Source organism: Prosthecomicrobium sp. N25, assembly GCF_037203705.1.
GTDB lineage: Bacteria > Pseudomonadota > Alphaproteobacteria > Rhizobiales > Ancalomicrobiaceae > Prosthecodimorpha.
In genome coordinates, this window is sequence record NZ_JBBCAT010000002.1 from 487,659 (window position 1) to 511,323 (window position 23,665).

At 70.3% G+C, this 23,665-nt stretch carries 21 protein-coding genes and 1 tRNA gene; 12 read left to right on the forward strand and 10 right to left on the reverse strand.

Annotation, left to right across the window (positions count from 1 at the left end):
- Nucleotides 1–68 precede the first annotated feature (68 nt).
- From WBG79_RS17125 to WBG79_RS17140, 4 genes are all read left to right on the forward strand, one after another.
- Nucleotides 69–1,391 (forward strand): ABC transporter substrate-binding protein, encoded by a 1,323-nt coding sequence (locus WBG79_RS17125; RefSeq protein ID WP_337358399.1) that lies wholly within the window; start codon nt 69–71, stop codon nt 1,389–1,391.
- A gap of 80 nt (nt 1,392–1,471) precedes the next feature.
- Complete coding sequence (locus WBG79_RS17130) at nt 1,472–2,278, forward strand: ABC transporter ATP-binding protein (RefSeq protein WP_337358400.1); 807 nt, start codon at nt 1,472–1,474, stop codon at nt 2,276–2,278.
- A 37-nt stretch (nt 2,279–2,315) separates the two neighbouring features.
- Entirely contained in the window at nt 2,316–2,867 is a 552-nt protein-coding gene (locus WBG79_RS17135) for a hypothetical protein (RefSeq protein ID WP_337358401.1), read from the forward strand.
- Nucleotides 2,868–2,901: 34 nt separating this feature from the next.
- Entirely contained in the window at nt 2,902–4,134 is a 1,233-nt protein-coding gene (locus WBG79_RS17140; RefSeq protein WP_337358402.1) for a phenylacetate--CoA ligase family protein, read from the forward strand.
- Between the two features lie 42 nt (nt 4,135–4,176).
- On the opposite strand, the gene WBG79_RS17145 is transcribed toward WBG79_RS17140, so the two are convergent.
- Nucleotides 4,177–5,073, reverse strand: coding sequence for an NAD(P)-dependent oxidoreductase (locus WBG79_RS17145; protein ID WP_337358403.1), 897 nt, complete (start codon nt 5,071–5,073; stop codon nt 4,177–4,179).
- A gap of 120 nt (nt 5,074–5,193) precedes the next feature.
- Here WBG79_RS17145 and WBG79_RS17150 point away from each other — a divergent pair, with 120 nt between their 5' ends.
- Both WBG79_RS17150 and WBG79_RS17155 read left to right on the forward strand, forming a co-directional pair.
- Nucleotides 5,194–6,228, forward strand: coding sequence for a LacI family DNA-binding transcriptional regulator (locus WBG79_RS17150; protein WP_337358404.1), 1,035 nt, complete (start codon nt 5,194–5,196; stop codon nt 6,226–6,228).
- A 126-nt stretch (nt 6,229–6,354) separates the two neighbouring features.
- Nucleotides 6,355–7,320 (forward strand): 2-hydroxyacid dehydrogenase, encoded by a 966-nt coding sequence (locus WBG79_RS17155; protein ID WP_337358405.1) that lies wholly within the window; start codon nt 6,355–6,357, stop codon nt 7,318–7,320.
- Nucleotides 7,321–7,326: 6 nt separating this feature from the next.
- Here WBG79_RS17155 and WBG79_RS17160 read toward each other — a convergent pair whose 3' ends face one another.
- From WBG79_RS17160 to WBG79_RS17175, 4 genes are all read right to left on the reverse strand, one after another.
- Nucleotides 7,327–8,508, reverse strand: a complete 1,182-nt coding sequence (locus WBG79_RS17160; RefSeq protein ID WP_337358406.1) for a pyridoxal phosphate-dependent aminotransferase — start codon at nt 8,506–8,508, stop codon at nt 7,327–7,329.
- A gap of 100 nt (nt 8,509–8,608) precedes the next feature.
- On the reverse strand, nt 8,609–10,198 hold the full coding sequence (locus WBG79_RS17165; RefSeq protein ID WP_337358407.1) for a glucan biosynthesis protein: 1,590 nt from the start codon (nt 10,196–10,198) through the stop codon (nt 8,609–8,611).
- Between the two features lie 102 nt (nt 10,199–10,300).
- Nucleotides 10,301–11,899, reverse strand: a complete 1,599-nt coding sequence (locus tag WBG79_RS17170; RefSeq protein WP_337358408.1) for a glucan biosynthesis protein — start codon at nt 11,897–11,899, stop codon at nt 10,301–10,303.
- Between the two features lie 66 nt (nt 11,900–11,965).
- The gene (locus tag WBG79_RS17175; RefSeq protein ID WP_337358409.1) at nt 11,966–14,245 is read right to left on the reverse strand and encodes a heavy metal translocating P-type ATPase; all 2,280 of its coding nucleotides are present in this window, start codon (nt 14,243–14,245) and stop codon (nt 11,966–11,968) included.
- A gap of 205 nt (nt 14,246–14,450) precedes the next feature.
- Between WBG79_RS17175 and WBG79_RS17180 the strand changes: the two genes are divergently transcribed.
- Nucleotides 14,451–16,244 (forward strand): IlvD/Edd family dehydratase, encoded by a 1,794-nt coding sequence (locus WBG79_RS17180; RefSeq protein WP_337358410.1) that lies wholly within the window; start codon nt 14,451–14,453, stop codon nt 16,242–16,244.
- 46 nt (nt 16,245–16,290) lie between these two features.
- On the opposite strand, the gene WBG79_RS17185 is transcribed toward WBG79_RS17180, so the two are convergent.
- The 4 genes from WBG79_RS17185 to WBG79_RS17200 form a co-directional block, all read right to left on the reverse strand.
- Nucleotides 16,291–16,467, reverse strand: coding sequence for a Trm112 family protein (locus WBG79_RS17185; protein ID WP_337358792.1), 177 nt, complete (start codon nt 16,465–16,467; stop codon nt 16,291–16,293).
- Nucleotides 16,468–16,561: 94 nt separating this feature from the next.
- Nucleotides 16,562–17,245, reverse strand: a complete 684-nt coding sequence (locus WBG79_RS17190; RefSeq protein ID WP_337358411.1) for an LON peptidase substrate-binding domain-containing protein — start codon at nt 17,243–17,245, stop codon at nt 16,562–16,564.
- A 66-nt stretch (nt 17,246–17,311) separates the two neighbouring features.
- Entirely contained in the window at nt 17,312–18,238 is a 927-nt protein-coding gene (gene trxA, locus WBG79_RS17195; protein ID WP_337358793.1) for a thioredoxin, read from the reverse strand.
- A 204-nt stretch (nt 18,239–18,442) separates the two neighbouring features.
- A complete protein-coding gene (locus tag WBG79_RS17200) occupies nt 18,443–18,976 on the reverse strand; it encodes a prolyl-tRNA synthetase associated domain-containing protein (RefSeq protein ID WP_337358412.1) in 534 nt (177 codons plus the stop codon).
- Between the two features lie 231 nt (nt 18,977–19,207).
- Between WBG79_RS17200 and WBG79_RS17205 the strand changes: the two genes are divergently transcribed.
- Nucleotides 19,208–19,282 (forward strand) — tRNA-Gly (locus WBG79_RS17205).
- A gap of 82 nt (nt 19,283–19,364) precedes the next feature.
- Here the strand turns inward: WBG79_RS17205 and WBG79_RS17210 are convergent.
- Nucleotides 19,365–19,574 carry a hypothetical protein gene (locus WBG79_RS17210; RefSeq protein ID WP_337358413.1) on the reverse strand — a complete coding sequence of 70 codons (210 nt, stop codon included), beginning with the start codon at nt 19,572–19,574 and terminating at the stop codon, nt 19,365–19,367.
- 353 nt (nt 19,575–19,927) lie between these two features.
- On the opposite strand from WBG79_RS17210, the gene WBG79_RS17215 reads away from it, so the two are divergent.
- The 4 genes from WBG79_RS17215 to WBG79_RS17230 all read left to right on the forward strand — a co-directional run bounded on the left by WBG79_RS17215 (nt 19,928) and on the right by WBG79_RS17230 (nt 23,656).
- Nucleotides 19,928–21,118: an acyl-CoA dehydrogenase gene (locus WBG79_RS17215; RefSeq protein ID WP_337358794.1), complete on the forward strand. Its 1,191-nt coding sequence runs from the start codon at nt 19,928–19,930 to the stop codon at nt 21,116–21,118.
- An 11-nt stretch (nt 21,119–21,129) separates the two neighbouring features.
- The gene (locus tag WBG79_RS17220; protein WP_337358414.1) at nt 21,130–22,320 is read left to right on the forward strand and encodes a CaiB/BaiF CoA transferase family protein; all 1,191 of its coding nucleotides are present in this window, start codon (nt 21,130–21,132) and stop codon (nt 22,318–22,320) included.
- Nucleotides 22,321–22,375: 55 nt separating this feature from the next.
- On the forward strand, nt 22,376–23,299 hold the full coding sequence (locus WBG79_RS17225; protein ID WP_337358415.1) for a LysR substrate-binding domain-containing protein: 924 nt from the start codon (nt 22,376–22,378) through the stop codon (nt 23,297–23,299).
- A 138-nt stretch (nt 23,300–23,437) separates the two neighbouring features.
- Nucleotides 23,438–23,656, forward strand: coding sequence for a hypothetical protein (locus WBG79_RS17230; RefSeq protein WP_337358416.1), 219 nt, complete (start codon nt 23,438–23,440; stop codon nt 23,654–23,656).
- The last annotated feature ends 9 nt before the right edge of the window (nt 23,657–23,665 follow it).

A 23,665-nucleotide genomic window follows, 5' to 3' on the forward strand; every position in this document is an offset into this window, starting at 1 on the left:
CGTTAGAGGCTCGAGAGTTCCCGCCGGGCGCACGGCGCCCGCGGACAGACGAGAATGGGAGGAAGTGTATGCGCTTCAGGAACCTCTTCATCGGGATCACCGGGCTCGCCGTGGCCGCCGGCTCTCTGCCGGCCATGGCACAGGACTCCATGTACATCCCACTCCTCACCTACCGGACGGGCCCCTTCGCGGGTTCGGGCATCCCGATCGCAGACGGCATGCACGACTACTTCAAGATGCTCAACGAGCGCGACGGCGGCATCGGCGGCGTGAAGATCGTGACCGAGGAATGCGAGACCGGCTACACGGCCCAGAAGGGCGTCGAGTGCTACGAGGCCACCAAGGGCAAGGGCGCGCTCGTCTATAATCCCTGGTCGACCGGCATCACGCTCGCCCTGATCCCCAAGGCCACCAACGAGAAGATTCCGGTTCTCTCGATGGCCTACGGCCTTTCGGCCGCCGCCATGGGCAAGACCTTCCCGTGGGTTTTCAACCCGCCGCTCACCTACTGGGACGGCCTCTCGGTCGCCGTCAAGTATGCCGGCGAGAAGTCCGGCGGCATGGACAAGCTGAAGGGCAAGACCATCGGCTACATCTATCTCGACGCCCCTTACGGCAAGGAGCCAATTCCTCTACTCGACGACCTCGCCAAGGAGTTCGGCTTCAAGGTCACCAAGTATCCGGTCCCGGGCGACAAGATGCAGGACCAGTCCTCGCAGTGGCTGAACGTCCAGCAGGATAATCCGGACTGGATCATCATGTGGGGTTGGGGCGCCATGAACCCGACCGCCGTCAAGGAGGCCGCGAAGGTGGGCTTCCCGATGGACAAGTTCATCGGCGTCTGGTGGGCCGGTTCGGAGGACGACGCGCGTCCGGCGGGGGCGGGCAGCAAGGGCTACCTGACCCTCAACTTCACCGCCGTGGGCGCCAACTATCCGGCCCTCCAGGACATCGTGAAGCACGTCTTCGATAAGGGCAATTCGAGCGTCAAGGACAAGTCCAAGATCGGCGAGTCCAACTACAACAAGGGCGTCTACAACTCGATGCTGATGGCCGAGGCGATCCGCGCCGCTCAGAAGATCACGGGCAAGAAGGTGATCACCCCGCAGGACATGCGGCTCGGTCTCGAAGCCCTGGACATCTCGGCCGCGCGCCTCAAGGAGATCGGCCTCGAGGGCTTCGCGGCCCCGGTCAAGGTGACCTGCGACGACCATTCGGGTGCCCATGCGGTCTACGTCCAGCAGTGGGACGGGGCCAAGTGGGTCAAGGCCTCGGACTGGATCTCGCCGATGAAGGACAAGGTCCGTCCGCTCCTGGAGAAGGACGCCGCCGACTACACCGGCAAGAACGCGCCCTGGCCGGCCCGCAGCGAGGCCTGCCCCAAGTCGTGAGCGCCTGAACGCGCCGCAGCGTCCGGCCGCGTCCGCGCGGCCGGATCCTCCCCCGCATGCCACCGTCCCGGGACCTGCCGATGACCAGTCCGATCCTCGCCGTCAACAACATCGAGGTCATCTACGACCACGTCATCCTGGTCCTGAAGGGCGTGTCGCTTTCGGTGCCGAAGGGCGGGATCGTGGCGATCCTGGGGGCCAACGGGGCGGGCAAGACCACCACCCTGAAGGCCATCTCCAACCTGCTCCATGCGGAGCGGGGCGACGTCACCAAGGGCTCCATCCTGTTCAAGGGCGAGGAGGTCCAGGACCTGTCGCCGAACGACCTCGTCCGGCGCGGCTGCATCCAGGTGATGGAGGGCCGCCACTGCTTCGGCCACCTGACCGTGGAGGAGAACCTGCTGACGGGCGCCTATACGCGCAAGGACGGCCGGGCGGCGATCCGCGCGGACCTGGAGAAGGTCTACGGCTTCTTCCCGCGCCTCCGGGAGCGGCGGACGTCGCAGGCGGGCTACACGTCCGGCGGCGAGCAGCAGATGGTGGCGATCGGGCGGGCGCTGATGTCCCGGCCGGACATGATCCTGCTCGACGAGCCGTCGATGGGGCTCGCCCCGCAGATCGTGGAGGAGATCTTCGAAATCGTCAGGCGTCTCAACGCCGACGAGGGGGTATCCTTCCTGCTGGCGGAGCAGAACACCAATGTCGCACTCCGCTACGCGACCTACGGCTATATCCTGGAATCCGGCCGCGTGGTCCTCGACGGGGAAGCCGCCGCGCTGAGGGAGAACGAGGACGTCAAGGAGTTCTACCTCGGGGTCGCGGCTGCCGGCCGGAAGAGTTTCAAGGACGTGAAGCACTACAAGCGGAGGAAGCGCTGGCTCGCCTGAGTTTCCCCGCCCGTATCGAGTAGCGAGGAAACACGCGATGTCGGGTCTGATCTATCTGAGCGCCATCCTGGTCGTCATCTACGGCGTCGCCACGGCGGCGGGCAAGAGCCTGCCACCCGAGGTGGAGCCGTTCCTGGCGGGGGGCATCATCGTCGTCGGCGGTCTCGTGCTGGCGGTCTTCGGCCTGATGGCGGACCGGCTGCAGGCCCTCGTCGACCGGGTGGGCGCACTGGCGGAGGCGGCGAAGAGCGACGGCGAGGCGCTGCGGACGCTGTCGGAGACCCGGCTCGGCGAGATCGCCCGGCATCTCGGGCAGCTGGAGAAGCGGTCCGAGACCTACGAGGCGGTCGCCCGGCGGGTCGCCGACGCGATCGAGGCGGAACAGAAGAACGGCGAGATCGCGTACGGGGCCGTCATCGACGCCGCGGTGGCGATCGCCACGGACGGCAAGCAGGACGCCGACCGCAAGATGCTCTACCGCGGTCGCGAGGTGACCATGCACGCGGACGGGTCGGTCACGGCCCAGACCGCCCTCGGGCTCCGGCGCTTCGCGTCCCTGACCGCACTGGACGACTACATCCTGGCATGACCGGCGCCCGGGCGGGCGCGCGGCGGAGGCGAGAATGACGACCTACGACAGGCTCGAGACCCGTGATCCCGCGAGCCGCGAGCGCGCCCTGATGCGATCCCTGCGCGAGGCGGTCGAGACGCTCGGCCGCAAGAAGGCCTTCCGGGGCCGGCTGCGCGGGGTCGAGCCGAAGAGCCTGAAGGTTCGCGCCGACCTCGCCCGCATCCCGGTCCTGCGCAAGTCCGACCTCGGCGCCCTGCAGGCCGCCGAGCCCCCCTTCGGCGGGATCGCGGCCGCGGGCGGGGCCGGGGTGGGACGCCTGTTCTCGTCGCCGGGCGGCATCTTCGAGCCGGAGGGCAAGGGCGACGACTGGTGGGGGACGGCGCGAGCTCTCCACGCGGCCGGCTTCCGGCGCGGCGACGTGGTCCTCAACACCTTCTCGTACAACATGACGCCGGGTGGGTTCATCCTGGACGCGGGGGCGCGCGCGCTCGGCTGCCCGGTGATCCCGGCGGGGCCGGGGGCGAAGGACCAGCAGCTCGAGCTCATCGCCCATTTCCGCCCGGCCGGCTACACGGGCACGCCGGATTTCCTGAAGATCCTGCTGGACGCGGTGGCCGAAGCGGGCCGGGAAGCCTCGATCCGCAAGGCGCTCGTCTCCGGCGCGGCGCTGCCGCCGAGCCTCAGGGCGGATCTCGAAGGCCGCGGCGTGGTGGTGCGGCAGGCCTACGCGACGGCGGATCTCGGCTGCATCGCGTACGAGACCTCGACGGTGGCCGGCGAGCTCGTGCAGGGCATGACGGTCAACGAGGGGCTAATCGTCGAGATCGTCCGGCCCGGCAGCGACGAGGCGGTGCCGGACGGCGAGGTGGGCGAGGTGGTGGTGACGCGGGTCGATCCCGTCTACCCGCTCATCCGCTTCGGCACGGGGGATCTCTCGGCCGTGCTGGAGGGCCCGTCGCCCTGCGGCCGCACCAACCTCCGGATCAAGGGCTGGATGGGGCGGGCCGACCAGCGCACCAAGGTCAAGGGGATGTTCGTCGATCCCGTGCAGGTCGATCGGATCCTGAAGGCGCATCCGGAGATCCTCAGGGCGCGCCTCGTCGTCACCCGCGTGGGGGAGCAGGACGAGATGACGCTGGAGGCCGAGACGCGCGAGTGCTCGACCGCCTTCACGGAGGCGGTCTCGGCGACGCTCGCGACGGCGACGCGCCTGCGCGGCCGCATCGCCCTGGTGGCGCCCGGGCAGCTGCCGAACGACGGCAGGATCATCGTCGACGCGCGGTAGCGCAAGGCGGCCGGCCATCGCGCGCCCCGGCCCGCCGGCGGTTCAGGCGAGCTTCGTTCCGTTCAGGCCCGCCACCACGTCCGACAGCATGGGGACCATCTTGCCGGCGCCGCCGGTCGCCTCGGCGACCGCATAGTAGTTGTTGACGGCCGAACCGATGAAGTTGGCGACGCCGGCCGCGTTGGCGAGGTCGGCGACGTAGCGCATGTCCTTGTGGGCGTTCCGGATCGTGAACCTGTGGGCGTTCTCGTCGCGCTCCAGGACGTATTTCATGAAGGTCTGATAGAAGCCGCAATCCATGCGGCCGTTGCGGATGACGCTGTCGAAGACCTCCGGGGCGATGCCGATCTTCTGGCCGAGGGTGAGCGCCTCCGAATAGAGCGCGCCGTAGCTCATGGCGATGAAGTTGTTGAGGAGCTTCATCTTGTGGCCGTTGCCGACCGGGCCGACGCGGACGATGCGGCCGGCGAAGCAGCGGATCACCGGCTCGATCCTCTCGTAGGTCGCGTCGTCGGCGCCGACCATCACGTCGAGCGTTCCCTCCCAGGCCTCCTTGGGGGTGCGGGAGAGCGGCGCGTCGCACAGGGTGATGCCCATGCGGCCGAGCTCGGCTTCGAGGGCGAGCGTCGAGTTCGGGTTGGCGGTCGAGCAGTCGACCACGACGAGGCCCGGCCGGCCGCCGGCGGCGATGCCGTCGGGCCCGCGCACCAGGCTTTCGACGGTGGCGCTGTCGGCGACGCAGAGGACGACGACGTCGCAGGCCGCCGCGAGCGCCCTCGGGCTGTCCGCCTCGACGGCGCCGCGCTTGACCAGGTCCTCCACGGGCTCGCGGTTGCGGTGGCCGACGATGCGGAGCGCGAAGCCCTTCTCGACGATGTTCTTCGCCATGCCGTGGCCCATGAGGCCGACGCCGATGAAGCCGATGACGGGCTCAGCCATGAATTCGCCTCTCCTTGCTCGTTCTTTCGGCTGGCGCGCGGGGTTGCCGTCTTTTGCGCCGGCCCGACTTTGGTTAGACCAGCGATCCTATAGCGCAGAAACGGATTCGTGGGGCCGACGATGGATGCCCGTTCCCGGACGACCCCCAAGCGGCTGACGCTCGCGATGATCGCGGAGCGGCTGGGCATCTCCACGGCCACGGTGTCGCTCGCGCTGCGGTCGAGCCCGCTGGTCGCCGAGGAGACGCGCAAGCGCGTGGCCGCGCTCGCCGACGAACTGGGCTACATCTACAACCGGTCGGCCGCGAGCCTCCGGACGGCGCGGACGAACATCGTCGGCGTCGTGGTGCACGACATCCTGAACTCCTACTTCGCCGAACTGGTCGCCGCCGTCGAGGCGGAGCTGGTCCAGCACCAGCTCACCGTCCTGTTGTGCAACCACGGGGACGATTTCCGCCGGCAGCAGAATTTTCTCGAGACGCTGCTCCAGTACCGGGCCGACGGGGTCATCCTGGTGCCGTCGGTCGGCACCAGCGCGCCCGACATCGCCCGGATCGAGCGGGCGGGTCTCGCGACCGTGCTGATCGCCCGCGACCTGCCCGACCTCGCCGAGACCCCGACCGTGCGCGGGGACGATGCCTCGGGCATGCGCATGGCGGTCGAGCATCTGATCGGGCTCGGCCACCGGCGCATCGCCTTCGTGGGCGGGCGCAGCCAGTCCTCGAGCGGGCGGGAGCGCCGGCGCGGCTACGAGGAGGCCTTGGAGGCGGCCGGGATCGCGGTCGATCCGGCCCTGATCTTCTCCGAGCAGATGACGCGCAACGACGGCCGCCGGGTGACCGGCGAGGTGCTGGCGCTGAAGCCGACCGCGATCGCGGCCTTCAACGATCTGATCGCGCTCGGCATCATCATGGAGCTGCGCCGGCGCGGGATCGACGCCGGGCGGGACATCTCGGTGACCGGCTATGACGACATCGAGGAGGCGTCCGTGTGGTCGCCGTCGCTGACCTCGGTGTGGAACGGCCAGCAGGAGGTCGGGCGCCTGGCGGCGCTGACCCTCTTCGACATGCTCGGCGGCCGCCCGCCGCAGGAACTCCACAGGCTGGTCAGGCCCGAGCTGCGCATCCGGGAATCGACGGGTCCGGTCCACGGCTGATCGGCGCCGGCCGGGAGGCATCCCCGGGGCCGCGGCCGCAGGGCCGCCGCGCGCCGCGGGCCCTTGCCTCCGGCCTCAGCGGACCGTACTCCTCGGCCGCAACGAGGCGACGGCGAGGAGGGCAGCATGGAGAAGCCGGAGATCCTGCAGACCGGACCGATGATGAAGCTCATCGAGGACGGCATTGCGGCGCACTTCACGGTCTACCGCCTCTGGCAGGCGTCCGACCCGGACGCGCTCCTCGCCGACCTGGCGCCGCGCCTACGCGCCGTGGCGGCCGCCTCGCACGCACCCATCAACCCGGCGTTCCTCGACCGGCTGCCGAAGCTGGAGATCGTCTCCAGCATGGGGGTCGGCTACGACACGATCGACGCGCGCCACGCGGCGACCCGGGGTGTGGTGGTGACCAACACACCGGACGTCCTGTCGGACGAGGTCGCCGACACGGCGCTCGGCCTGCTCCTGATGACCGCGCGCGAGCTGTCCGCCGCCGAGCGCTACCTCAGGGCGGGCCTGTGGGTTAAGCAGGGCGAGTACCCGCTCACCCGCACGACGCTCCGGGGCCGCACGGTCGGCATCGTCGGGCTCGGCCGCATAGGCCAGGCGATCGCCCGGCGGGTCGAGGCCTTCGGGCTTCCGGTCGTCTACCACAACCGCCGGCAGGTTCCGGGCGAGGCCCGGCGCTGGTACCCGAGCCTCCTGGAAATGGCGCGGGACGTCGACACCCTGATCTCGGTGCTGCCGGGCGGGGCGTCGACCCACCACCTGATCGGCGCCGAGGTGCTCGCCGCGCTCGGTCCGAACGGCATCGTCATCAACATCGGCCGCGGCTCGGTGGTCGACGAGGCGGCGCTGGTCGCCGCCCTCGACGCCGGCACGATCGCGTCCGCCGGCCTCGACGTCTTCGAGAAGGAGCCTTGCCTGCCGGAAGGGCTGGCGAAGCACGAGAAGGTCGTCCTCCTGCCCCATGTCGGCTCGGCCTCGCACCACACGCGAGACCTGATGGGCCAGCTCGTGGTCGACAACCTGGTCACCTGGTTCCGCGAGGGGCGCCCCCTCACGCCGGTGGTGGAGACGCCCTGGCCGCGGTGACGCGCCTCACCCCGCGTTGCGGCGTTCCAGGAAGGCGCGCATGCGGTCGAGGGCTTTGAGGATGTTCTCGGTGGAGTTGGCGTAGGAGAGGCGGATGTAGCCCTCGCCGAAGACGCCGAAGTCGGGGCCGCCGATGGTGGCGACGCCGGCGTCCTCGAGGAGGGCGGAGGCGAGGGGCTTGGCCTTCCAGCCGGTCGCGGAGACGTTCGGGAAGGCGTAGAAGGCGCCCTTCGGGGTGGCGCAGCCGACGCCCGGCAGGGCGTTGAGGCCGTCGACCACGACCTTCCGGCGCCGGTCGAACTCGGCGACCATGGCGGCGACGCAGTCCTGGGGGCCGGTCAGCGCGGCGAGGCCGGCGAACTGGGCGCTGGCGTTGACGCAGGAGTAGGAATTGACCGCGAGCTTGCGGGCCATCTCGTAGAGCCGGTCGGGCCAGATCGAGTAGCCCATGCGCCAGCCCGTCATGGCGTAGGTCTTCGACCAGCCGTCGAGCAGGATCAGGCGGTCGCGGATCTCCGGATAGGCGAGCAGGCTGACATGCGTCTCGCCGTCATAGGTCATCTGGCCGTAGATCTCGTCCGACATGATCGCCACGTCGGGGAAGCGCGCGAGGCCGGCGACGAGCTTGTCGATCTCGGCCTTCGGGGTCACGCCGCCGGTCGGATTGGCGGGCGAGTTGATGATCAGGAGCCGGGTCTCGGGCGTGATCAGGCCGAGGGTCTCCTCGGCCGAGAAGGCGAAGCCGTTCGCCTCGCGGATCGGCACCGGGACGGCGCGGGCGCCGGTGAACTCGATCATGGAGCGATAGATCGGGAAACCCGGATCCGGGTAGAGGATGTCGGCGCCGGGCTCGCCGAACATCAGGATCGCCATGAACATGGTGACCTTGCCGCCGGGGACGATCAGCACGCGCTCGGGCGAGACCTCGACGGCGAAGCGCCGGTGGAGGTCGGCCGCTACGGCCTCGCGGAGCGGCAGGATGCCGGTCGCCGGGGTGTAGCCGTGGTGGCCGTCGCGAAGCGCCTTGATGGCCGCCTCGACGATGTGGTCCGGGGTGCGGAAGTCGGGCTGGCCGATGCCGAGGTTGATGATGTCGCGGCCCTTCGCGGCGAGCGCGGTCGCGCGCGCCAGAACCGCGAAGGCATTTTCCTCGCCGATCCGGTCGAAGCCGGCGATGGTCTTCAGCATGGACATGTCCCCCCAACGTCTTCGTGGGCGCCTTCATAGAGGCTCCCGGGCGGGACGGGAAGGGTGTCCGATGCCCGCAGGGGGCGGGCACTCCCCCGGGTCAGCCGACCTGCTGGGGGTGGAGCTGGAACAGCCAGGTCTCGGTCAGGGCCGTCTCGCCGTTCTTCAGGAAGGCCCGGATGTCGACCGGGTCGGCGCCCTCGACGGCGAGGTCGAACTGCAGGCGCCAGTTCTTGCTCCAGCTGGTCGTCTCCACGAAGATCGACGAAACGGTGCCGCGGGCCGGAGTGATGACCGGGGTCGGGGTGACGTCCTTGGGTAGCTGGTCGAGCGCGCCGCCGCCGAACTCGATGACGAAGCGCTTGACCTCGGCCGGCGTACGACGGGTGTAGGGAAAGCCGCCGCGGCCGATGCGGGTCGCGACCGCGCGGGCGAGGTTGGTGGCCGGGGTCGGCTCGTCGGCGTTCCAGTGCAGGCGGTAGCGGAAGTCGAGCGCGTCGCCCGCCTTGACCGGCTCCTTCGGGACCCACATGCAGACGATGTTGTCGAAGTCCTCGTGGTCGGTCGGGATCTCGACGAGCTGGATCGAGCCCGGGCCCCAGGCGCCGATCGGCTCAATCCAGAGCGACGGGCGGCGCTCGTAGTTGAGCCAGCGGTCGAGGAACATCTCCGGGTCGCGGGCGCGCTGCATCAGTCCGAAGCCGCGCGGGTTGTTGTCCACGAAGGCGGAGGTGGAGATGCGCGGCGGGTTGACGAGGGGGCGCCAGATGCGCTCGCCGGCGCCCGTCCACATGGCGAGGCCGTCGGAATCGTGGGCGGCGCGGCGCCACTCCAGCTGGTAGCCCTTGTTCATCTCGTTGAACCAGAACATCGAGGTCATCGGGGCAATGCCGAACTTGGTCACCGCCTTGCGCATGAAGAGCGCGTTCTCGACGTCGATGGTCACGCCCTCGGACCGGCGCAGGACGAACTTGTAGGCGCCGGCGATCGAAGGGCCGTCGAGCAGGGCGTAGACGACGACCGGCTGGGCCTCGGCGCTCGAGGGCTGGATGTAGAACTCGGTGAAGTCCGGGAACTCCTCCGGGGTCGGGCCGGCGGTGTCGATGGCGACGCCGCGCGCCGAGAGGCCGTATTCGCCGTTGGCCCCGATGGCCCGGAAGTAGGACGCGCCGAGGAAAGCCGCCCAGTCCTTGCTGCGCCAGTCGGCCCGGCTCTTGAACTCGCGGATCTGGAACCCGGCGAAGCCGGAGTCCTCGGGCAGCTTCTGGGCCGGGCTGTCGTCCGGCATGTCGAAGTATTCCGGCTCGTACAGGACCTCGCGGGTCTTGTCGCCCTCGATGGTGTGCATCCGGATCGCCTTCGGGAAGTAGCGGCCGATCGGGAAGAAGGAGACCGGGTAGGCACCGGGCTGGTCGACATACATGGCGTAGTCGGTCTTGAAGCGCATCTTGCCGTGCGCCGTGTAGTCGATCTGCTCGACGATCTCGGGGGAGGGCCGGTAGGGCGGCTGGTAGGGCTTGGCCGCCATCTCGCGCGCCCGCGCCACGAGGCCCGCCCAGGAGAAGGGCCGGGCCGGGCCGAACTTCAGCGGGATCGCCTGCGCGCCCGTCGGGATCAGGCCGAGGCCGGCCGCGAAGGCGGTGGCGAGCGACGCATTGAGCACGTCACGGCGGGAGAGGCGCGAGGTCATGTCGTGGGGCATCCGGCGTGGAGGGTCCTGAACCGACAGCGGTTCTAGGGCACGTGCGGATGCACGGCAATCGCGGCCAAAGCTGGGCGGTGGCGCGCCCGGTCAGCCGACCGGACGCGGATGGTGCTGGTAGAGCCAGGTCTCCGAGACGGCGCGGTCGCCGGCCTTCAGGAAGAGGCGGATGTCCACGGGGTCGGCCCCCTCGGCGGCGACGTCGAACTGGGCGCGCCAGCGGTCGGTCCAGGGCACCGGCTCGGCGAAGAGCAGCGATATGGTGCCGCGCGAGGTGGTGACGACCGGTTCGGGCCGCAGGTCGTGCAGTTCGGAGAGGGGACGGCCGGCGAACTCGACGACGAATTTGGTCACGCCCGGCGGGCGCGGCTTGCCGGGTTCGCCGCCGCGACCCATCCGGGTGGCGACGACCCGCGCCATCGCCTCGGCCGGGTAGGGTTCGTCGGCGACCCAGTGCAGGCGGTAGCGGAACTCGTGCTCCTGGCCGCCCTCGATCTTCAGGCGCGGCACCCACATGGCCACGATGTTGTCGTGGATCTCGTCGTCGGTCGGGATCTCGACGAGCTGGATCGAGCCGTCGCCCCAGGCCCCGATCGGCTCGACCCAGAGGGAGGGGCGGCGCTCGTAGTTGACGCCGTCGAGGTAGTTCTCGTTGTTGCGGTCGCGCTGCATGAGGCCGAAGCCGCGCGGATTGGTGTCCATGAAGGCCGAGGTGATGATCCGCGGCGGGTTGACGAGCGGGCGCCAGATGCGCTCGCCCGCCCCGGTCCAGAGCTCCAGGCCGTCGGAATCGTGGATCTCGGGGCGCCAGTCGACCGGGCCGGGCTTGCCGTACTCGGCGTACCAGAACATCGAGGTGAGCGGCGCGATGCCGAGCCGGAAGATCGCCTGGCGGGTGAAGAGCTGGCACTCGACGTCCATGACGACGTTCTCGGTGCGGCGCATGGAGAAGCGGAAGGCGCCGGCCAGCGAGGGGCCGTCCAGGAGGGCGTGGACGACGACCGGCGTGGAAGCGTTCGCGGCGCCCTGGAAGTAGAACTCGACGAAGTCCGGGAATTCCTCCGGCTTCGGGGCGGCGACGTCGATGGCGACCCCGCGCGCCGACAGTCCGTACTGGCCGAGGGCCCCGATGGCGCGGAAATAGGAGGCGCCCAGGAAGGCGACCCAGTCCTGGGTGCGCCAGTCGGGCCGGGTCTTGCTCTCCTTGATCTGGAAGCCCGCGAAGCCGGCGCTGGCGGGCAAGTCCCGGGCCGGGCTGTCGGGGGGCATGTCGAAGAGCGCGGGGGCGTAGAAGATCTCGCGGGCCCGGTCGCCGTCGAGGGCGAACATGCGCACGGAGTTACGGAACAGGCGGCCGAGCGGGAAGAAGGTGATCGGGTAGACGGACGGACCGTCGGCGAAGAGGGCATTGTCGGGCTTGAAGCGGATCTTGCCGTGCTGCTCGTAGTCGATCCGGTCGAGGATCTCGGGGGCGGGGCGCGACGGGGGCTGGTAGGGCTTGGCGGCGCGCTCGCGGGCCCTCTGGACGAGGCCCGACCACGAGAAGGCGTTGCCGGGACCGAAGGCCATCGGCCCGGCCTGGGTCGGTCCGGGCTGCTGGGCCCGGGCCTCGGGCGGGCCGGCCGCCACGGCCAGTGCGGCCGCGGCGGCGGCGGTCAACAGGTCGCGGCGGGAGGGAGATGCGGGCATCGGGCGGCTCCAGGGGTGTCGGGTGCGAGCCCAACACGCGATCGGCCGTTCCGGTTCCGGCTCAGCTCACGCCGGTCCTGCTGCTCCTCCTCCTGCCCCGTCTGCGGGGGGACGCCAGCGGGTCAGCGTCAGCGCGTTGGTCACCACCGAGACGGAGCTCAGCGCCATCGCCGCCCCGGCGAGCGCCGGGGTGAGGAAGCCGAGGGCGGCGAGCGGCACGCCGACGACGTTGTAGGCGAAGGCCCAGAAGAGGTTCTGGCGGATCTTGCGCCAGGTCGCGCGGGCGATCTCGAGCGAGGCGGGGACGAGCCGGGGATCGGGCCGCATCAGGGTGATGCCGGCCGTCTCCAGGGCCACGTCGGCGCCGGTCCCGATGGCGATGCCGACGTCCGCGGCGGCGAGCGCCGGGGCGTCGTTGACCCCGTCGCCGACCATGGCGACGACCCGGCCCTGTGCGCGCAAGGCCTCGACGACAGCCGACTTGCGGTCCGGACGGACGGGTCCTTCCACCTGGTCGAGGCCGAGCCGGCCGCCCACGGCCGCCGCCACCGCCGCGGCGTCGCCGGTCAGCATGCGGGTCTCGATGCCGCGTGCCTTGAGAGCCGCGACGGCCCCGGCACTCTCCGGCCGGATCGGGTCCGCCATGGCGAGGAGGCCGAGGACCTCGCCGCCCCTGGCGACCATCACGGCCGTCTTGGCCTCGCCCTCCAGGCGGGCTAGGTCCTGTGCGAAGAGACGCGTGTCGACGCCGAGCTCCTGCATGAGGGCGAGGTTGCCGATCGCGACCGGCCGGCCGTCGACCTCGGCGCCGACGCCCCGCCCGGTGTGACTGCGGAAGCCGCGCGCCGGGGAGAGGGCGAGGCCGTGCCGGCGGGCGGCGGCCACGACGGCCTTGGCGAGGGGGTGCTCGCTCGACGCCTGCACGGAGGCCGCGAGGCGGAGCATCTCTTCCGCGTCGCCGCCGAGTGCGACGACGTCGGTGACCGCCGGGTGGCCTTCCGTCAGCGTGCCGGTCTTGTCGAACACCACCACGTCGACCGCATGGGCGCGTTCCAGGGCCTCGATGTCCTTGATCAGGATGCCGGCGCGTGCGGCCGCGCCCGTGCCGGCGACCAGGGCCGCCGGGGTGGCGAGGCCGAGCGCGCAGGGGCAGGCGATGACCAGGACCGAGACGGCGGCCACGAAGGCGTGCTCCAGGTCGTGGCCGGCGAGGGCCCAGGCCGCAAAGGTCAGAAGCGCGATGAGCACGATCACCGGCACGAAGACGGCCGAGACCTTGTCGACGAGCTTCTGCACGGGCGCCTTGGCGATCTGCGCCTGCTCCACCAGCCGCGCGATGCGGGCGATGGTGGTGTCCTCGCCGACCGCGGCCACGCGCACCGTCAGGGCGCCGGAGCCGTTGATGGTGCCCGCCGTCACCTTGTCGCCCGCGTGCTTGGCGACGGGCAGGCTCTCGCCGGTGATCAGCGCCTCGTCGAGTTCGCTCGAGCCCTCGGTGACGAGGCCGTCGGCCGCCACCCGCTCGCCGGGCCTCACCAGGATCAGGTCGCCGCGCCTCAGATCCTCGATCGGGACCGTCTCGGTACCGCCCTCGACGAGGCGGGTGGCGGTGTCGGGGCGCAGCGCCATGAGCTTCGAGATGGCCGCCGAGGCGGCCCGCTTGGCGCGCGCCTCCATCAGCTTGCCGGCGAGGATGAGGGTCAGGATCGTGGCGGAGCCCTCGAAGTAGAGATGGCCCATCGAGCCCTGGCCGCGCATCAGCACCATCACGACGCTGAACAGGTAGGCGGCGGTCGTGCCGAGCGCGACGAGCACGTCCATGTTGGCGGACCCGCCCCGCAGGGCCTTGAAGGCGCCCACGTAGAAGCGCCAGCCGGCGATCACCTGGACCGGGGTGGCGAGCGCCAGCTGCCACCAGGGCGTCAGCCAGTGGGCGTGGCCGCCCCAGGCCATCGGCACCATGGCGGCCACGAAGGGGGCGGTCAGCAGGGCCGAGACGCCGAAAACGATCAGCGTCCGACGCTCCTCGGCGCGCCGGGCGGCCTGCGCCTCCTCGAGCGCGAGCCGCCGCGCCCGGGCCTCCTCGGCGCGGACCCGGGCGCCGTAGCCGGCGCGCTCCACGGCGGCGACGAGCGCGGAGGCGTCGACCCCCTGGGCCTCGACCTCGGCGGTCTCGAGCGCCAGGTTGACGGTGGCGCTGTCGACGCCCGGCACGCGGGCGAGCACCTTCTCGATGCGGGTGGCGCAGGCCGCGCAGGTCATGCCGGTGAGGTCGAGCACCACGGGCTCGGCCCCGGCGGCGGGTTCCGCGGCTTGCATCCTGTTGGCGGCGAAGGGGGCGGTCATCTCTGAATCCTCGTCTGTCCCTGATCCGCACGGAGAGGTAAGGTTTCCCCTCGGGGGAAGGTCAAGGGCCAAAAGGCGGGCGGTTCGGCGGCCGTATTCTTGCGGATCGCAGGCATGCGACACGCGGCGAGACGCGACCCTTGAAACACGCCTCGCATTCCTCATACAATTCCGGTTCACGAAGCCTGCGACAGGGGAGGTCCACATGTCCGCGACGCCGAAGGGTAAGCTGCGCTCGCAGCTCTGGTTCGACAACCCCGCCAACCCGGACATGACGGCGCTGTACCTGGAGCGCTACCTCAACTTCGGCCTGACCCGGGCGGAATTGCAGTCCGGCAAGCCGATCATCGGCATCGCACAGACCGGCTCGGACCTGTCGCCCTGCAACCGCGGCCACCTGGAGCTCGCCCACCGGGTGCGCGACGGCATCCGTCAGATGGGGGGCGTGCCGCTCGAGTTTCCCGTGCACCCGATCCAGGAGACCGGCAAGCGGCCGACCGCCTCGCTCGACCGCAACCTCGCCTACCTCGGCCTCGTGGAGGTGCTGTACGGCTATCCGATCGACGGCGTGGTGCTGACCACGGGCTGCGACAAGACCACGCCGGCCTGCCTGATGGCGGCCGCGACGGTGAACATCCCGGCCATCGTGCTGTCCGGCGGACCGATGCTGAACGGCTGGTGGAAGGGCGAGCGCGCCGGGTCCGGCACGGTGGTGTGGAACGCGCGCGAGCAGTTCGCCCGCGGGGAGATCTCGTATGACGAGATGATGGACATGGTGGCGTCCTCCGCCCCCTCCATCGGCCACTGCAACACCATGGGCACGGCCTCGACCATGAACGCGCTCGCCGAGGCGCTCGGCATGTCGCTGCCCTTCTGCGCCGCCATTCCGGCGCCCTACCGGGAGCGCGGCCAGATCGCCTACGAGACGGGGCGGCGCATCGTCGAGATGGTGCACGAGGACCTGAAGCCCTCCGACATCATGACCCGCGAGGCCTTCGAGAACGTGATCGTCGCCTGCTCGGCGATCGGCGGGTCCACCAACGCGCCCATCCACATCAACGCGATCGCCCGCCACATCGGGGTCGAGCTCTCGGTCGACGACTGGGAGCGGGTCGGCCACAAGGTGCCGCTGCTCGTCAACATGCAGCCGGCCGGCTACTACCTGGGCGAGGAGTACCACCGGGCCGGCGGCCTGCCGGCGGTGATCAACGAGCTGATGAAGCGCGGGCTGATCCACGAGAACGCCCGCACGGTCAACGGCCGGACCATCGGCGAGAACTGCCGCGGGATGGCGTCCGGCGATCCGGACGTGATCAAGCCGATCGAGGCGCCCCTGATGCAGGACGCGGGCTTCATCGTGCTGAAGGGCAACCTCTTCGACAGCGCGATCATGAAGACCAGCGTGATCTCCAAGGAGTTCCGCGACCGCTACCTGTCGGACCCGAGCGATCCGGAGGCCTTCGTGGGCCGGGCCGTCGTGTTCGACGGCCCCGAGGACTACCATCACCGGATCGACGATCCGGCGCTCGGCATCGACGAGCGGACCATCCTGTTCATGCGCGGCGCCGGCCCGATCGGGTATCCGGGGGCGGCCGAGGTCGTGAACATGCGGGCGCCGGACTATCTCCTCAAGCGCGGCATCAGCGCCCTGCCCTGCATCGGCGACGGGCGCCAGTCCGGCACCTCGGGCTCGCCGTCCATCCTCAATGCCAGCCCGGAGGCGGCGGCGGGAGGCGGGCTCGCGATCCTGAAGACCGGGGACCGGGTGCGCATCGACCTCGGCAAGCGTACGGCCGACATCCTGATCCCGCAGGAGGAGCTCGACCGGCGTCGCGCCGACCTGCAGGGCCACGGCGGCTACAAGTACCCCGCCCACCAGACGCCCTGGCAGGAGATCCAGCGATCCATGGTGGACCAGCTCTCGGACGGCATGGTGCTGAAGCCGGCGGTCAAGTACCAGCGCATCGCCGAGAAGGGCGTGCCGCGGGACAATCACTGAGCGGCGACGCGGGGCGGTCGAGGCCGCCCCGGTCCCGACCCGGGTCTCACTCGATCGGCCGCGCCTCCTCGGGCAGCATGATCGGGATCCCGTCGCGGATCGGGTAGGCGAGCCTGGCGGCGCGGGAGACGAGCTCCTGCCGCTCGGCGTCGTAGTCGAGCCCCGTCTTGGTGAGAGGGCAGACGAGGAGTTCGAGGAGCTTCGGGTCGATGCGGCCCTTCATGCGGTCGGTCGTGACGAGCAAGGGACCATCCTCCGGGCCGGTCGGAACGAGGGCGGCATCGTCGTCGGACGGCTGATCCGGCATGGCCGCGGGCTCACTGCAGGGGCCCGCGCGGCTGGCCGTCGCCGCCGGCGAGCACCATCTCGGTCAGGGCGACGAGCATGTCGGCCCGCGTCTTCAGGTCCTGCGCCTCCAGCAGGGCCTGCTTCTCGGCCGGACCGTAGGGCGCCATCATGGACAGCGTGTTGACCAGCGCCTCGGTCGGGGCCTGGTCGAAGCTCGACCAGTCGGCCTCCAGGTTGTTGGCCTCCAGGTAGGCGCGGAAGACCCGCATGAGCGTCTTGCGGTCGACCTCGGCCTCGCCGAGATGGGGCTTGAAGTCGTCCGCGAAGGCGTCGGTGGCGGCCTGGACCTGGCGATAGGGGGTCGTCGTGGCGAGCTCCTCGTCGACCTCGAAGCGGGCGATGCCCGAAAGGGTCACGAGGAGGCGGCCGTCTCCCGTCTCGGCATACTGCGTGATCCGCCCGAGGCAGCCGATCCGGCAGAGCGCCGGCCGGCCGGCGAGGTCGAGCGGGCCCTTGTCGAAGCGCGGCTGGATCATGCCGATCACGCGGTCGCCCCGCATGGCGCCGTCGACCATGGCGAGGTAGCGCGGCTCGAAGATGTTGAGCGGCATCTGCCCGCGCGGCAGGAGCAGGGCCGCCGGCAGGGGGAACACCGGCACAACGGGCGGCACGTCGTCCGGTCCGCGGTAGGTCTGGTTTCCGGCCTGGGTCACGGTCTCGCCTCCGCTTCGGTCATGCCGCCCGCGAGGGGCCCGACCCGCCCGGGCCCATCGCCTTCCTCAGGCGAAGAGCACGGACGAGAGGCGCCGGCGGCCGTAGAGGGTCATCTCGTCCTTCGGGCCCCAGGCCTCGAAGAACTGGACGAGCTGCTTGCGCGCGGCTTCCTCGTTCCAGTCGCGCTTGCGCCGGACGATCTCGACCAGATGGTCGACGGCCGCCTCGCGCTTGCCGTGGGCGTTGAGGATCAGCGCCAGATCGAAGCGGGCCGCGTGATCGTTCGGGTCATGCGCTATACGGGCCTCGAGGGGAAGCGGATCGCCGAGATTGGCGGTCGCCTCGGCGAGTTCCAGCTGGGCGCGGGCGGCCGCGACGGCCGGGTCGCCCGCTTTGGCTTGCGGAACGGTGGCGAGGAGCGCCTTCGCCTGGTCGAGTTCCTTGGCGGCCACGAGGGTGCGGACGAGGCCGGCGAGCGCGGCGAGGTTCTCCGGCTCGGACTCGCGCGCCGCCGAGAAGAGGTCGGCGGCGCCCTGCAGGTCGCCTTCGGCGAGGGCCGCCTCGGCCTCGGCGACCAGCGCCTCGGCGTCCGAGGGGCCGACCGGGCCGGCAACGCGCTCGATGAAAGTCTGGATCTGGCTCTCCGGGACCGCGCCCATGAAGCCGTCGAGCGGCTGGCCGTTCTTGAAGGCGATGACGGCCGGGATGGAGCGGATGCCGAGCTGGCCGGCGACCTCGGGATGCTGGTCGATGTTCATCTTGACCAGCCGGACCTTGCCCTTGGCGTTGCGGACGACCTTCTCCAGGACCGGGGTCAGCTGCTTGCAGGGGCCGCACCACTCGGCCCAGAAGTCGACCAGGACGGGCACGTCGCGCGACGCCTCGATGACGTCCTTCACGAAGGTGCGCGTGGTGGTGTCCCTGATCAGCTCGTCGGCGCCTGGCGCAGGGGCAGCCGCCGCAGGGGACCCGGCCGTCAGGGTCGTGCCCATGGTGGCCGTAGGGGTCGCGGGCTGGGGCGCCGCTCCGGTGCCGGCGGCGGCCGGACGCATGCCGTACTGATTGCCGTAAGAGAAGCTGGGTCCGCTCATGGTTCCGTTCCGGTTCGTCGGGATCGGCCCCCGGGGGGCGTGATCGTGGGCCTTAAGATGGTATCGATTGCCGCGTCTGGCAAACCCGCCGGAGGGCGGTTCCGGTCAGTCGCCGGCGGGCGGGGCGTCGAGGTCGAGCTTGCCGTGCGAGACGGCGATCACCTGCGGCTCGTGACCGGTGGCGCGGATGAAGGCGATGAGGTCCTCGCGCCGGATCGACGTCGTGGCCGTGTTCTCGAGAGGGTGGTAGTTCAGCACCGCGTGCTCGAGCATGGGCGCGTCGAGCACGACCGTCACCTTGTGATCGGTGTCGTTGATCAAGCCGAAGGGCGTCACCGAGCCCGGAACGACGCCGAGGAGGTCCTGCAGCAGCTCGGGCTTGCCGAAAGTCACCCGGCCGTTCGCGCCGATCTTCTCGTGGATCCGCTTCAGGTCGATGGCTGCGTCGGCCTCCGCCACGACGAGGAACACGCGGTCCTTCTTGTCCTTCAGGAACAGGTTTTTGGTGTGCCCGCCCGGGATGTCGCCCTTGGCGGCACGGCTCTGCTCGACCGTGAAGAAGGCCTCGTGCTCGTGGGTCCGGGTATCGATGCCGAGCTCGTCGAGCCGGCGCATCAGATCGGCGCGGGTGAAGGGCATGGGGCGGCGGGCGCTCATCCGAAAAAGGGGGCCGCGCCGCGGCGGGCGCCGCGCGCGGGTGGCGCGACTTCTAGCCGATGGGCGCGAAAAGTCCAAGCTCGCGCACCCTTCGGCCGCCGTCGCCGGTGCCGGCCGGGCCGTCCCCGGCGTCCCGATTTTCGCTGTTGCAATGCCCGCCGGCTTGGTGCATAGAACGGCCCGCCGCGGTTCGCCGGGGCCTCGGAAACGGATGCGGGTGTAGCTCAGGGGTAGAGCACAACCTTGCCAAGGTTGGGGTCGAGGGTTCGAATCCCTTCGCCCGCTCCAGTTCCAGACGTCCTATGGCACTGACGTGCAATTCAGCCGCCCTCGGGCGGTTTTTCGTTTTCGCTGGTTGTTCACGCGTCCGTCACGGTGACGCGACTTTCCAGACCACGGTCGTCTGCGTCGACGGATCGGTACGCAAGGCCACGCCGCCCTCGATCTCGGTCGACCCGCGGAACTCCGGTTCCATCATCGTCGGCCACCTCGGCTGCAACGCCGAGGTCAGCAACAGAACGAGGGCGAATGCGGCCATACCGGTTGCGAAACCGGCGCCCAGACTTCCAGTCCTGAACATCCTGGCCTCCCAGCCGGCTCTCCCAAGGCCGGTTTCATTGTGATTAATTGATTAGACTTCTATAACATTAGGCGCGTTGGTGCCATCGCAAACTTGACTAATCCGAATAAGATCCATCACGTAGGTACTTCATCTAACATTCAAGTTTACTCGGTCATGAATCGCACGGAGACTTACGATGTCGGCCGGACGATCCCATGCGGATCCGGCCCGCCGGGCGGCTCGGGCCGGTCGTGGCCGCCGACTTCATAACCTGATGTCATGATCGTTCCTTGGAAGCATCAATAGGCGGTCCTTGCGTTCCGGCCTATGATCATGGGCACCTCACACCGATGAACGACCGGGAGACCATCATGGCGGGCGGCAAGGCGAGCTTCGTTTGGGACGATGCGTTCCTGCTCGAGGACCAGCTCACCGAGGACGAGCGGATGATCCGTGACACGGCGCGCGGGTTCGCGCAGGAGAAGCTCCTGCCGCGCATCGTCGAGGCCTATGCGGAGGAGAAGACCGAGCCCGGGATCTTCGCCGAGATGGGCGGGCTCGGGCTCCTGGGGATCACGCTGCCGGAGGACTACGGCTGCGCAGGGGCGGGCTACGTCTCCTACGGGCTCGTGGCGCGCGAGATCGAGCGGGTCGACTCCGGCTACCGCTCGATGATGAGCGTGCAATCGTCGCTGGTCATGTACCCCATCCACGCCTACGGCTCGGAGGCGCAGCGGCGGCGCTACCTGCCGAAGCTCGCGAGCGGCGAGTGGATCGGCTGCTTCGGCCTGACCGAACCCGATGCGGGGTCCGACCCCGCCGGCATGAAGACGCGCGCCGAGAAGGTCGCGGACGGCTACCGGCTCACCGGCTCCAAGATGTGGATCTCGAACGCGCCGATCGCGGACGTCTTCGTGGTGTGGGCGAAGTCCGCCGCGCACGACAACGAGATCCGCGGCTTCGTGCTGGAGAAGGGCATGGCGGGGCTGTCGGCGCCGAAGATCGGCGGCAAGCTGTCGCTCAGGGCCTCGATCACGGGCGAGATCGTGATGGACGGCGTGGTCGTCTCCGAGGACCACCTGTTGCCCAACGTCTCCGGCCTCAAGGGACCGTTCGGCTGCCTGAACCGCGCCCGCTACGGGATCTCCTGGGGAGCCATGGGCGCCGCCGAGGACTGCTGGTTCCGGGCGCGGCAGTACACGCTCGACCGCAAGCAGTTCGGCCGGCCGCTCGCCGCCACCCAGCTCGTGCAGAAGAAGCTCGCCGACATGCAGACCGAGATCACGCTCGGGCTGCAGGGCTCGCTCAGGGTCGGGCGGCTGATGGACGAGGGCCGCGCCACGCCGGAGATGATCAGCCTGATGAAGCGCAACAATTGCGGCAAGGCGCTCGAGATCGCCCGGGTCGCCCGCGACATGCACGGCGGGAACGGCATCCAGCAGGAGTACCACGTCATGCGGCACGCCCAGAACCTCGAGACGGTCAACACCTACGAGGGCACGCACGACGTCCACGCGCTCATCCTCGGCCGGGCGCAGACCGGCCTGCAGGCCTTCTTCTGAGGCGCGGCGCCGTGCCCGCGCCGCTCGCCGGCCTCAAGGTCCTGGAACTCGCGCGCATCCTGGCCGGGCCGTGGTCCGGCCAGCTCCTGGCGGACCTCGGGGCGACCGTCGTCAAGGTCGAGCGCGCGGACGGCGGCGACGACACGCGGACCTGGGGGCCGCCCTTCGTGCCGGAGGCCGGCGGGGGCGCCAGCGCGGCCTATTTCCACGCCACCAACCGGGGCAAGCGCTCGATCGCGGTCGACTTCGACGATCCCGAGGGGCTCGCGGTCGTGCGGGCGCTCGCCGCCGGGGCGGACGTGGTGATCGAAAACTTCAAGGTCGGCGGCCTCGTCAAGTACGGGCTCGACGCCGCCACGCTGCGGGCCGCCCATCCGGGGCTCGTCTACTGCTCGATAACCGGCTTCGGCCAGGACGGGCCCTATGCGGCGCGGGCCGGCTACGACTTCATCATCCAGGGCATGGGCGGGGTGATGGACCTGACCGGCGAGCCGGACGGCGAGCCGCAGAAGATCGGCGTCGCCTTCGCGGACATCTTCACGGGCGTCTATGCGACGACCGGCATCCTGGCGGCTCTGCGCGAGCGGGACCGGACCGGGCGGGGCGCGCATGTGGACATGGCGCTCCTCGACACGCAGGTCTCCGTACTCGCCAACCAGGCGATGAACTATCTCGTGTCCGGCCGCGCCCCGCGACGGCTCGGCAACGCCCATCCCAACATCGTGCCCTACCAGGTCTTCGCCACCGCCGACCGTCCGATCATCCTGGCAACCGGCAACGACGCGCAGTACCGCCGGGTGTGCGGCATCCTCGGGCTCGACGGCCTGGTGGCCGATCCGCGTTTCGCCACCAACCGGGGCCGGGTGGAGAACCGGGCCGCGCTGGTGCCGATGCTCGAGGCGGCCTTCGCGGCGCGCGCGTCCGCGGAGCTCCTGGACGCCCTGGAGGCGGCCGGCGTCCCGGCCGGGCCGGTCAACAGCCTCGCGGAGGTCTTCGCGGATCCGCAGGTGGTCGCACGCGGGATGCGGCTCGATCTCGACCGGGCCGGGGCGGGGAGCGTGCCGACGGTGCGCAGCCCGATCGTGCTCGACGGCGCGCCGGCGGTCGCCGACCGTGCGAGCCCGGCGCTCGACGCCGACGGGGCCGCGCTCCGGGCCCTGATCGCGCAAGGCCGGGACCCCTGGGACGTCGGGGAGGCGTGACGCCGGGCCCGGGTTGGGGCAGGGTCGGTCGTCCAGACCGCCGGAGCCCGTCCCGATGCCGCCCATCACGTCCCGCCGCCTCACGCCCTCGATCGGCGCCCTGCAGGCCTTCGAGGCGGCCGCGCGGCTCTCCTCCTTCTCGGACGCCGCGCGCGAGCTCAGCCTGACGCAGGCGGCCGTCAGCCGGCAGATCGCGCAACTCGAGGACCAGCTCGGCCTGAAGCTGTTCGAGCGCGTTCGGCAACGGGTGCAGCCGACCGCGGCGGGCCGCTTCTATGCCGGCGAGGTCGGCGACATCCTGTCCCGCCTGGCCTCGGCGACCGCCAAGACGATCGCGTTCCGGGACACCGGCGGCAGCCTCGACCTCGCGGTCCTGCCGAGCTTCGCGACGCGCTGGCTGATCCCCCGCATGGCGGGCTTCTTCGCCCGGCACCGGGACGTGATGGTGAACTTCGCGACCCGTGTGCGCCCGGTCGACTTCCGGCGGGAGCGGCTCGACGCCGCGATCATGCACGGCACGCCGTCCGGCGCCGGGCTGGAGTGGCACCTCCTCCTGCGCGAGACGCTGATCGTGGTGGCGAGCCCGGCGATGGTCGCGCGCGAACAGATCGCCACGGCCGGGGACCTGGCGCGCGTGCCGCTCCTGGTGCAGGAGACCCGGCCGGAAGCCTGGGACCGCTGGTTCGCGGCGGCCGGGGTGGCGCCGGCGCGCCGGCCGGCCTACCTGGCCTTCGAGCAATTCCTGCTCGTCATCCGCGCCGCGGTGGCGGGCCTCGGGGTGGCGCTCGTGCCGGATTTCCTGGCCCGGGACGAGATCGCATCGGGCGAACTCGTGCGGCTCGACGTGCCGCCGCTGGACGGGGCGGGCGGCTACTACCTCGTGTTCCCGACCGAGAACGCGCAGAGCCCGCCCCTGCAGGCCTTCAAGGGATGGCTCGTCGGGATCGCGGCGGGCGAGAGCGGAGAGACTTTATCCTAAAAGCTTTCGGAAATTTCTCCGCGGGTCGTCATCAAGTCTCAACGGTTAACGCATCGAAACAATTCTCGCCGCTATTCCGTAATCGTTTCTTGAGCGGCCGCTCCTAGCGTCTCGGTGAAAGACTTGTGGAGCCCCCCCATGCGTAGTCTCGCCGCCTTCCTCTCCGTCCTGGCCGTCGCAGGCGTCGTCGCGTCGCCGGCCCAGGCCCGGTTCAACCAAGTCTTCGGACCGCTCAAGGCCGTGATCCAGCAGGAACTCGGCGGCCCCTTCGCGATCGGCCTCTGCGAGAACGACGGCGCGCGGATCGGCATCGGCGACGTGCTCGCCCTCGGGACCGGGGCGCCGCAGGCCCGGTAAGGAAACCGG

Coding starts and splice junctions, on each gene's coding strand:
- WBG79_RS17215 (WP_337358794.1), top strand. CDS start 19,928: ATGGCGGGCGGCAAGGCGAGCTTCGTTTGGGACGATGCGTTCCTGCTC.
- WBG79_RS17225 (WP_337358415.1), top strand. CDS start 22,376: ATGCCGCCCATCACGTCCCGCCGCCTCACGCCCTCGATCGGCGCCCTG.
- WBG79_RS17180 (WP_337358410.1), top strand. CDS start 14,451: ATGTCCGCGACGCCGAAGGGTAAGCTGCGCTCGCAGCTCTGGTTCGAC.
- WBG79_RS17210 (WP_337358413.1), bottom strand. CDS start 19,574: ATGTTCAGGACTGGAAGTCTGGGCGCCGGTTTCGCAACCGGTATGGCC.
- WBG79_RS17125 (WP_337358399.1), top strand. CDS start 69: ATGCGCTTCAGGAACCTCTTCATCGGGATCACCGGGCTCGCCGTGGCC.
- WBG79_RS17140 (WP_337358402.1), top strand. CDS start 2,902: ATGACGACCTACGACAGGCTCGAGACCCGTGATCCCGCGAGCCGCGAG.
- WBG79_RS17160 (WP_337358406.1), bottom strand. CDS start 8,508: ATGCTGAAGACCATCGCCGGCTTCGACCGGATCGGCGAGGAAAATGCC.
- WBG79_RS17135 (WP_337358401.1), top strand. CDS start 2,316: ATGTCGGGTCTGATCTATCTGAGCGCCATCCTGGTCGTCATCTACGGC.
- WBG79_RS17130 (WP_337358400.1), top strand. CDS start 1,472: ATGACCAGTCCGATCCTCGCCGTCAACAACATCGAGGTCATCTACGAC.
- WBG79_RS17230 (WP_337358416.1), top strand. CDS start 23,438: ATGCGTAGTCTCGCCGCCTTCCTCTCCGTCCTGGCCGTCGCAGGCGTC.
- WBG79_RS17170 (WP_337358408.1), bottom strand. CDS start 11,899: ATGCCCGCATCTCCCTCCCGCCGCGACCTGTTGACCGCCGCCGCCGCG.
- WBG79_RS17145 (WP_337358403.1), bottom strand. CDS start 5,073: ATGGCTGAGCCCGTCATCGGCTTCATCGGCGTCGGCCTCATGGGCCAC.
- WBG79_RS17150 (WP_337358404.1), top strand. CDS start 5,194: ATGGATGCCCGTTCCCGGACGACCCCCAAGCGGCTGACGCTCGCGATG.
- WBG79_RS17185 (WP_337358792.1), bottom strand. CDS start 16,467: ATGAAGGGCCGCATCGACCCGAAGCTCCTCGAACTCCTCGTCTGCCCT.
- WBG79_RS17165 (WP_337358407.1), bottom strand. CDS start 10,198: ATGACCTCGCGCCTCTCCCGCCGTGACGTGCTCAATGCGTCGCTCGCC.
- WBG79_RS17155 (WP_337358405.1), top strand. CDS start 6,355: ATGGAGAAGCCGGAGATCCTGCAGACCGGACCGATGATGAAGCTCATC.
- WBG79_RS17175 (WP_337358409.1), bottom strand. CDS start 14,245: ATGACCGCCCCCTTCGCCGCCAACAGGATGCAAGCCGCGGAACCCGCC.
- WBG79_RS17200 (WP_337358412.1), bottom strand. CDS start 18,976: ATGCCCTTCACCCGCGCCGATCTGATGCGCCGGCTCGACGAGCTCGGC.
- trxA (WP_337358793.1), bottom strand. CDS start 18,238: ATGGGCACGACCCTGACGGCCGGGTCCCCTGCGGCGGCTGCCCCTGCG.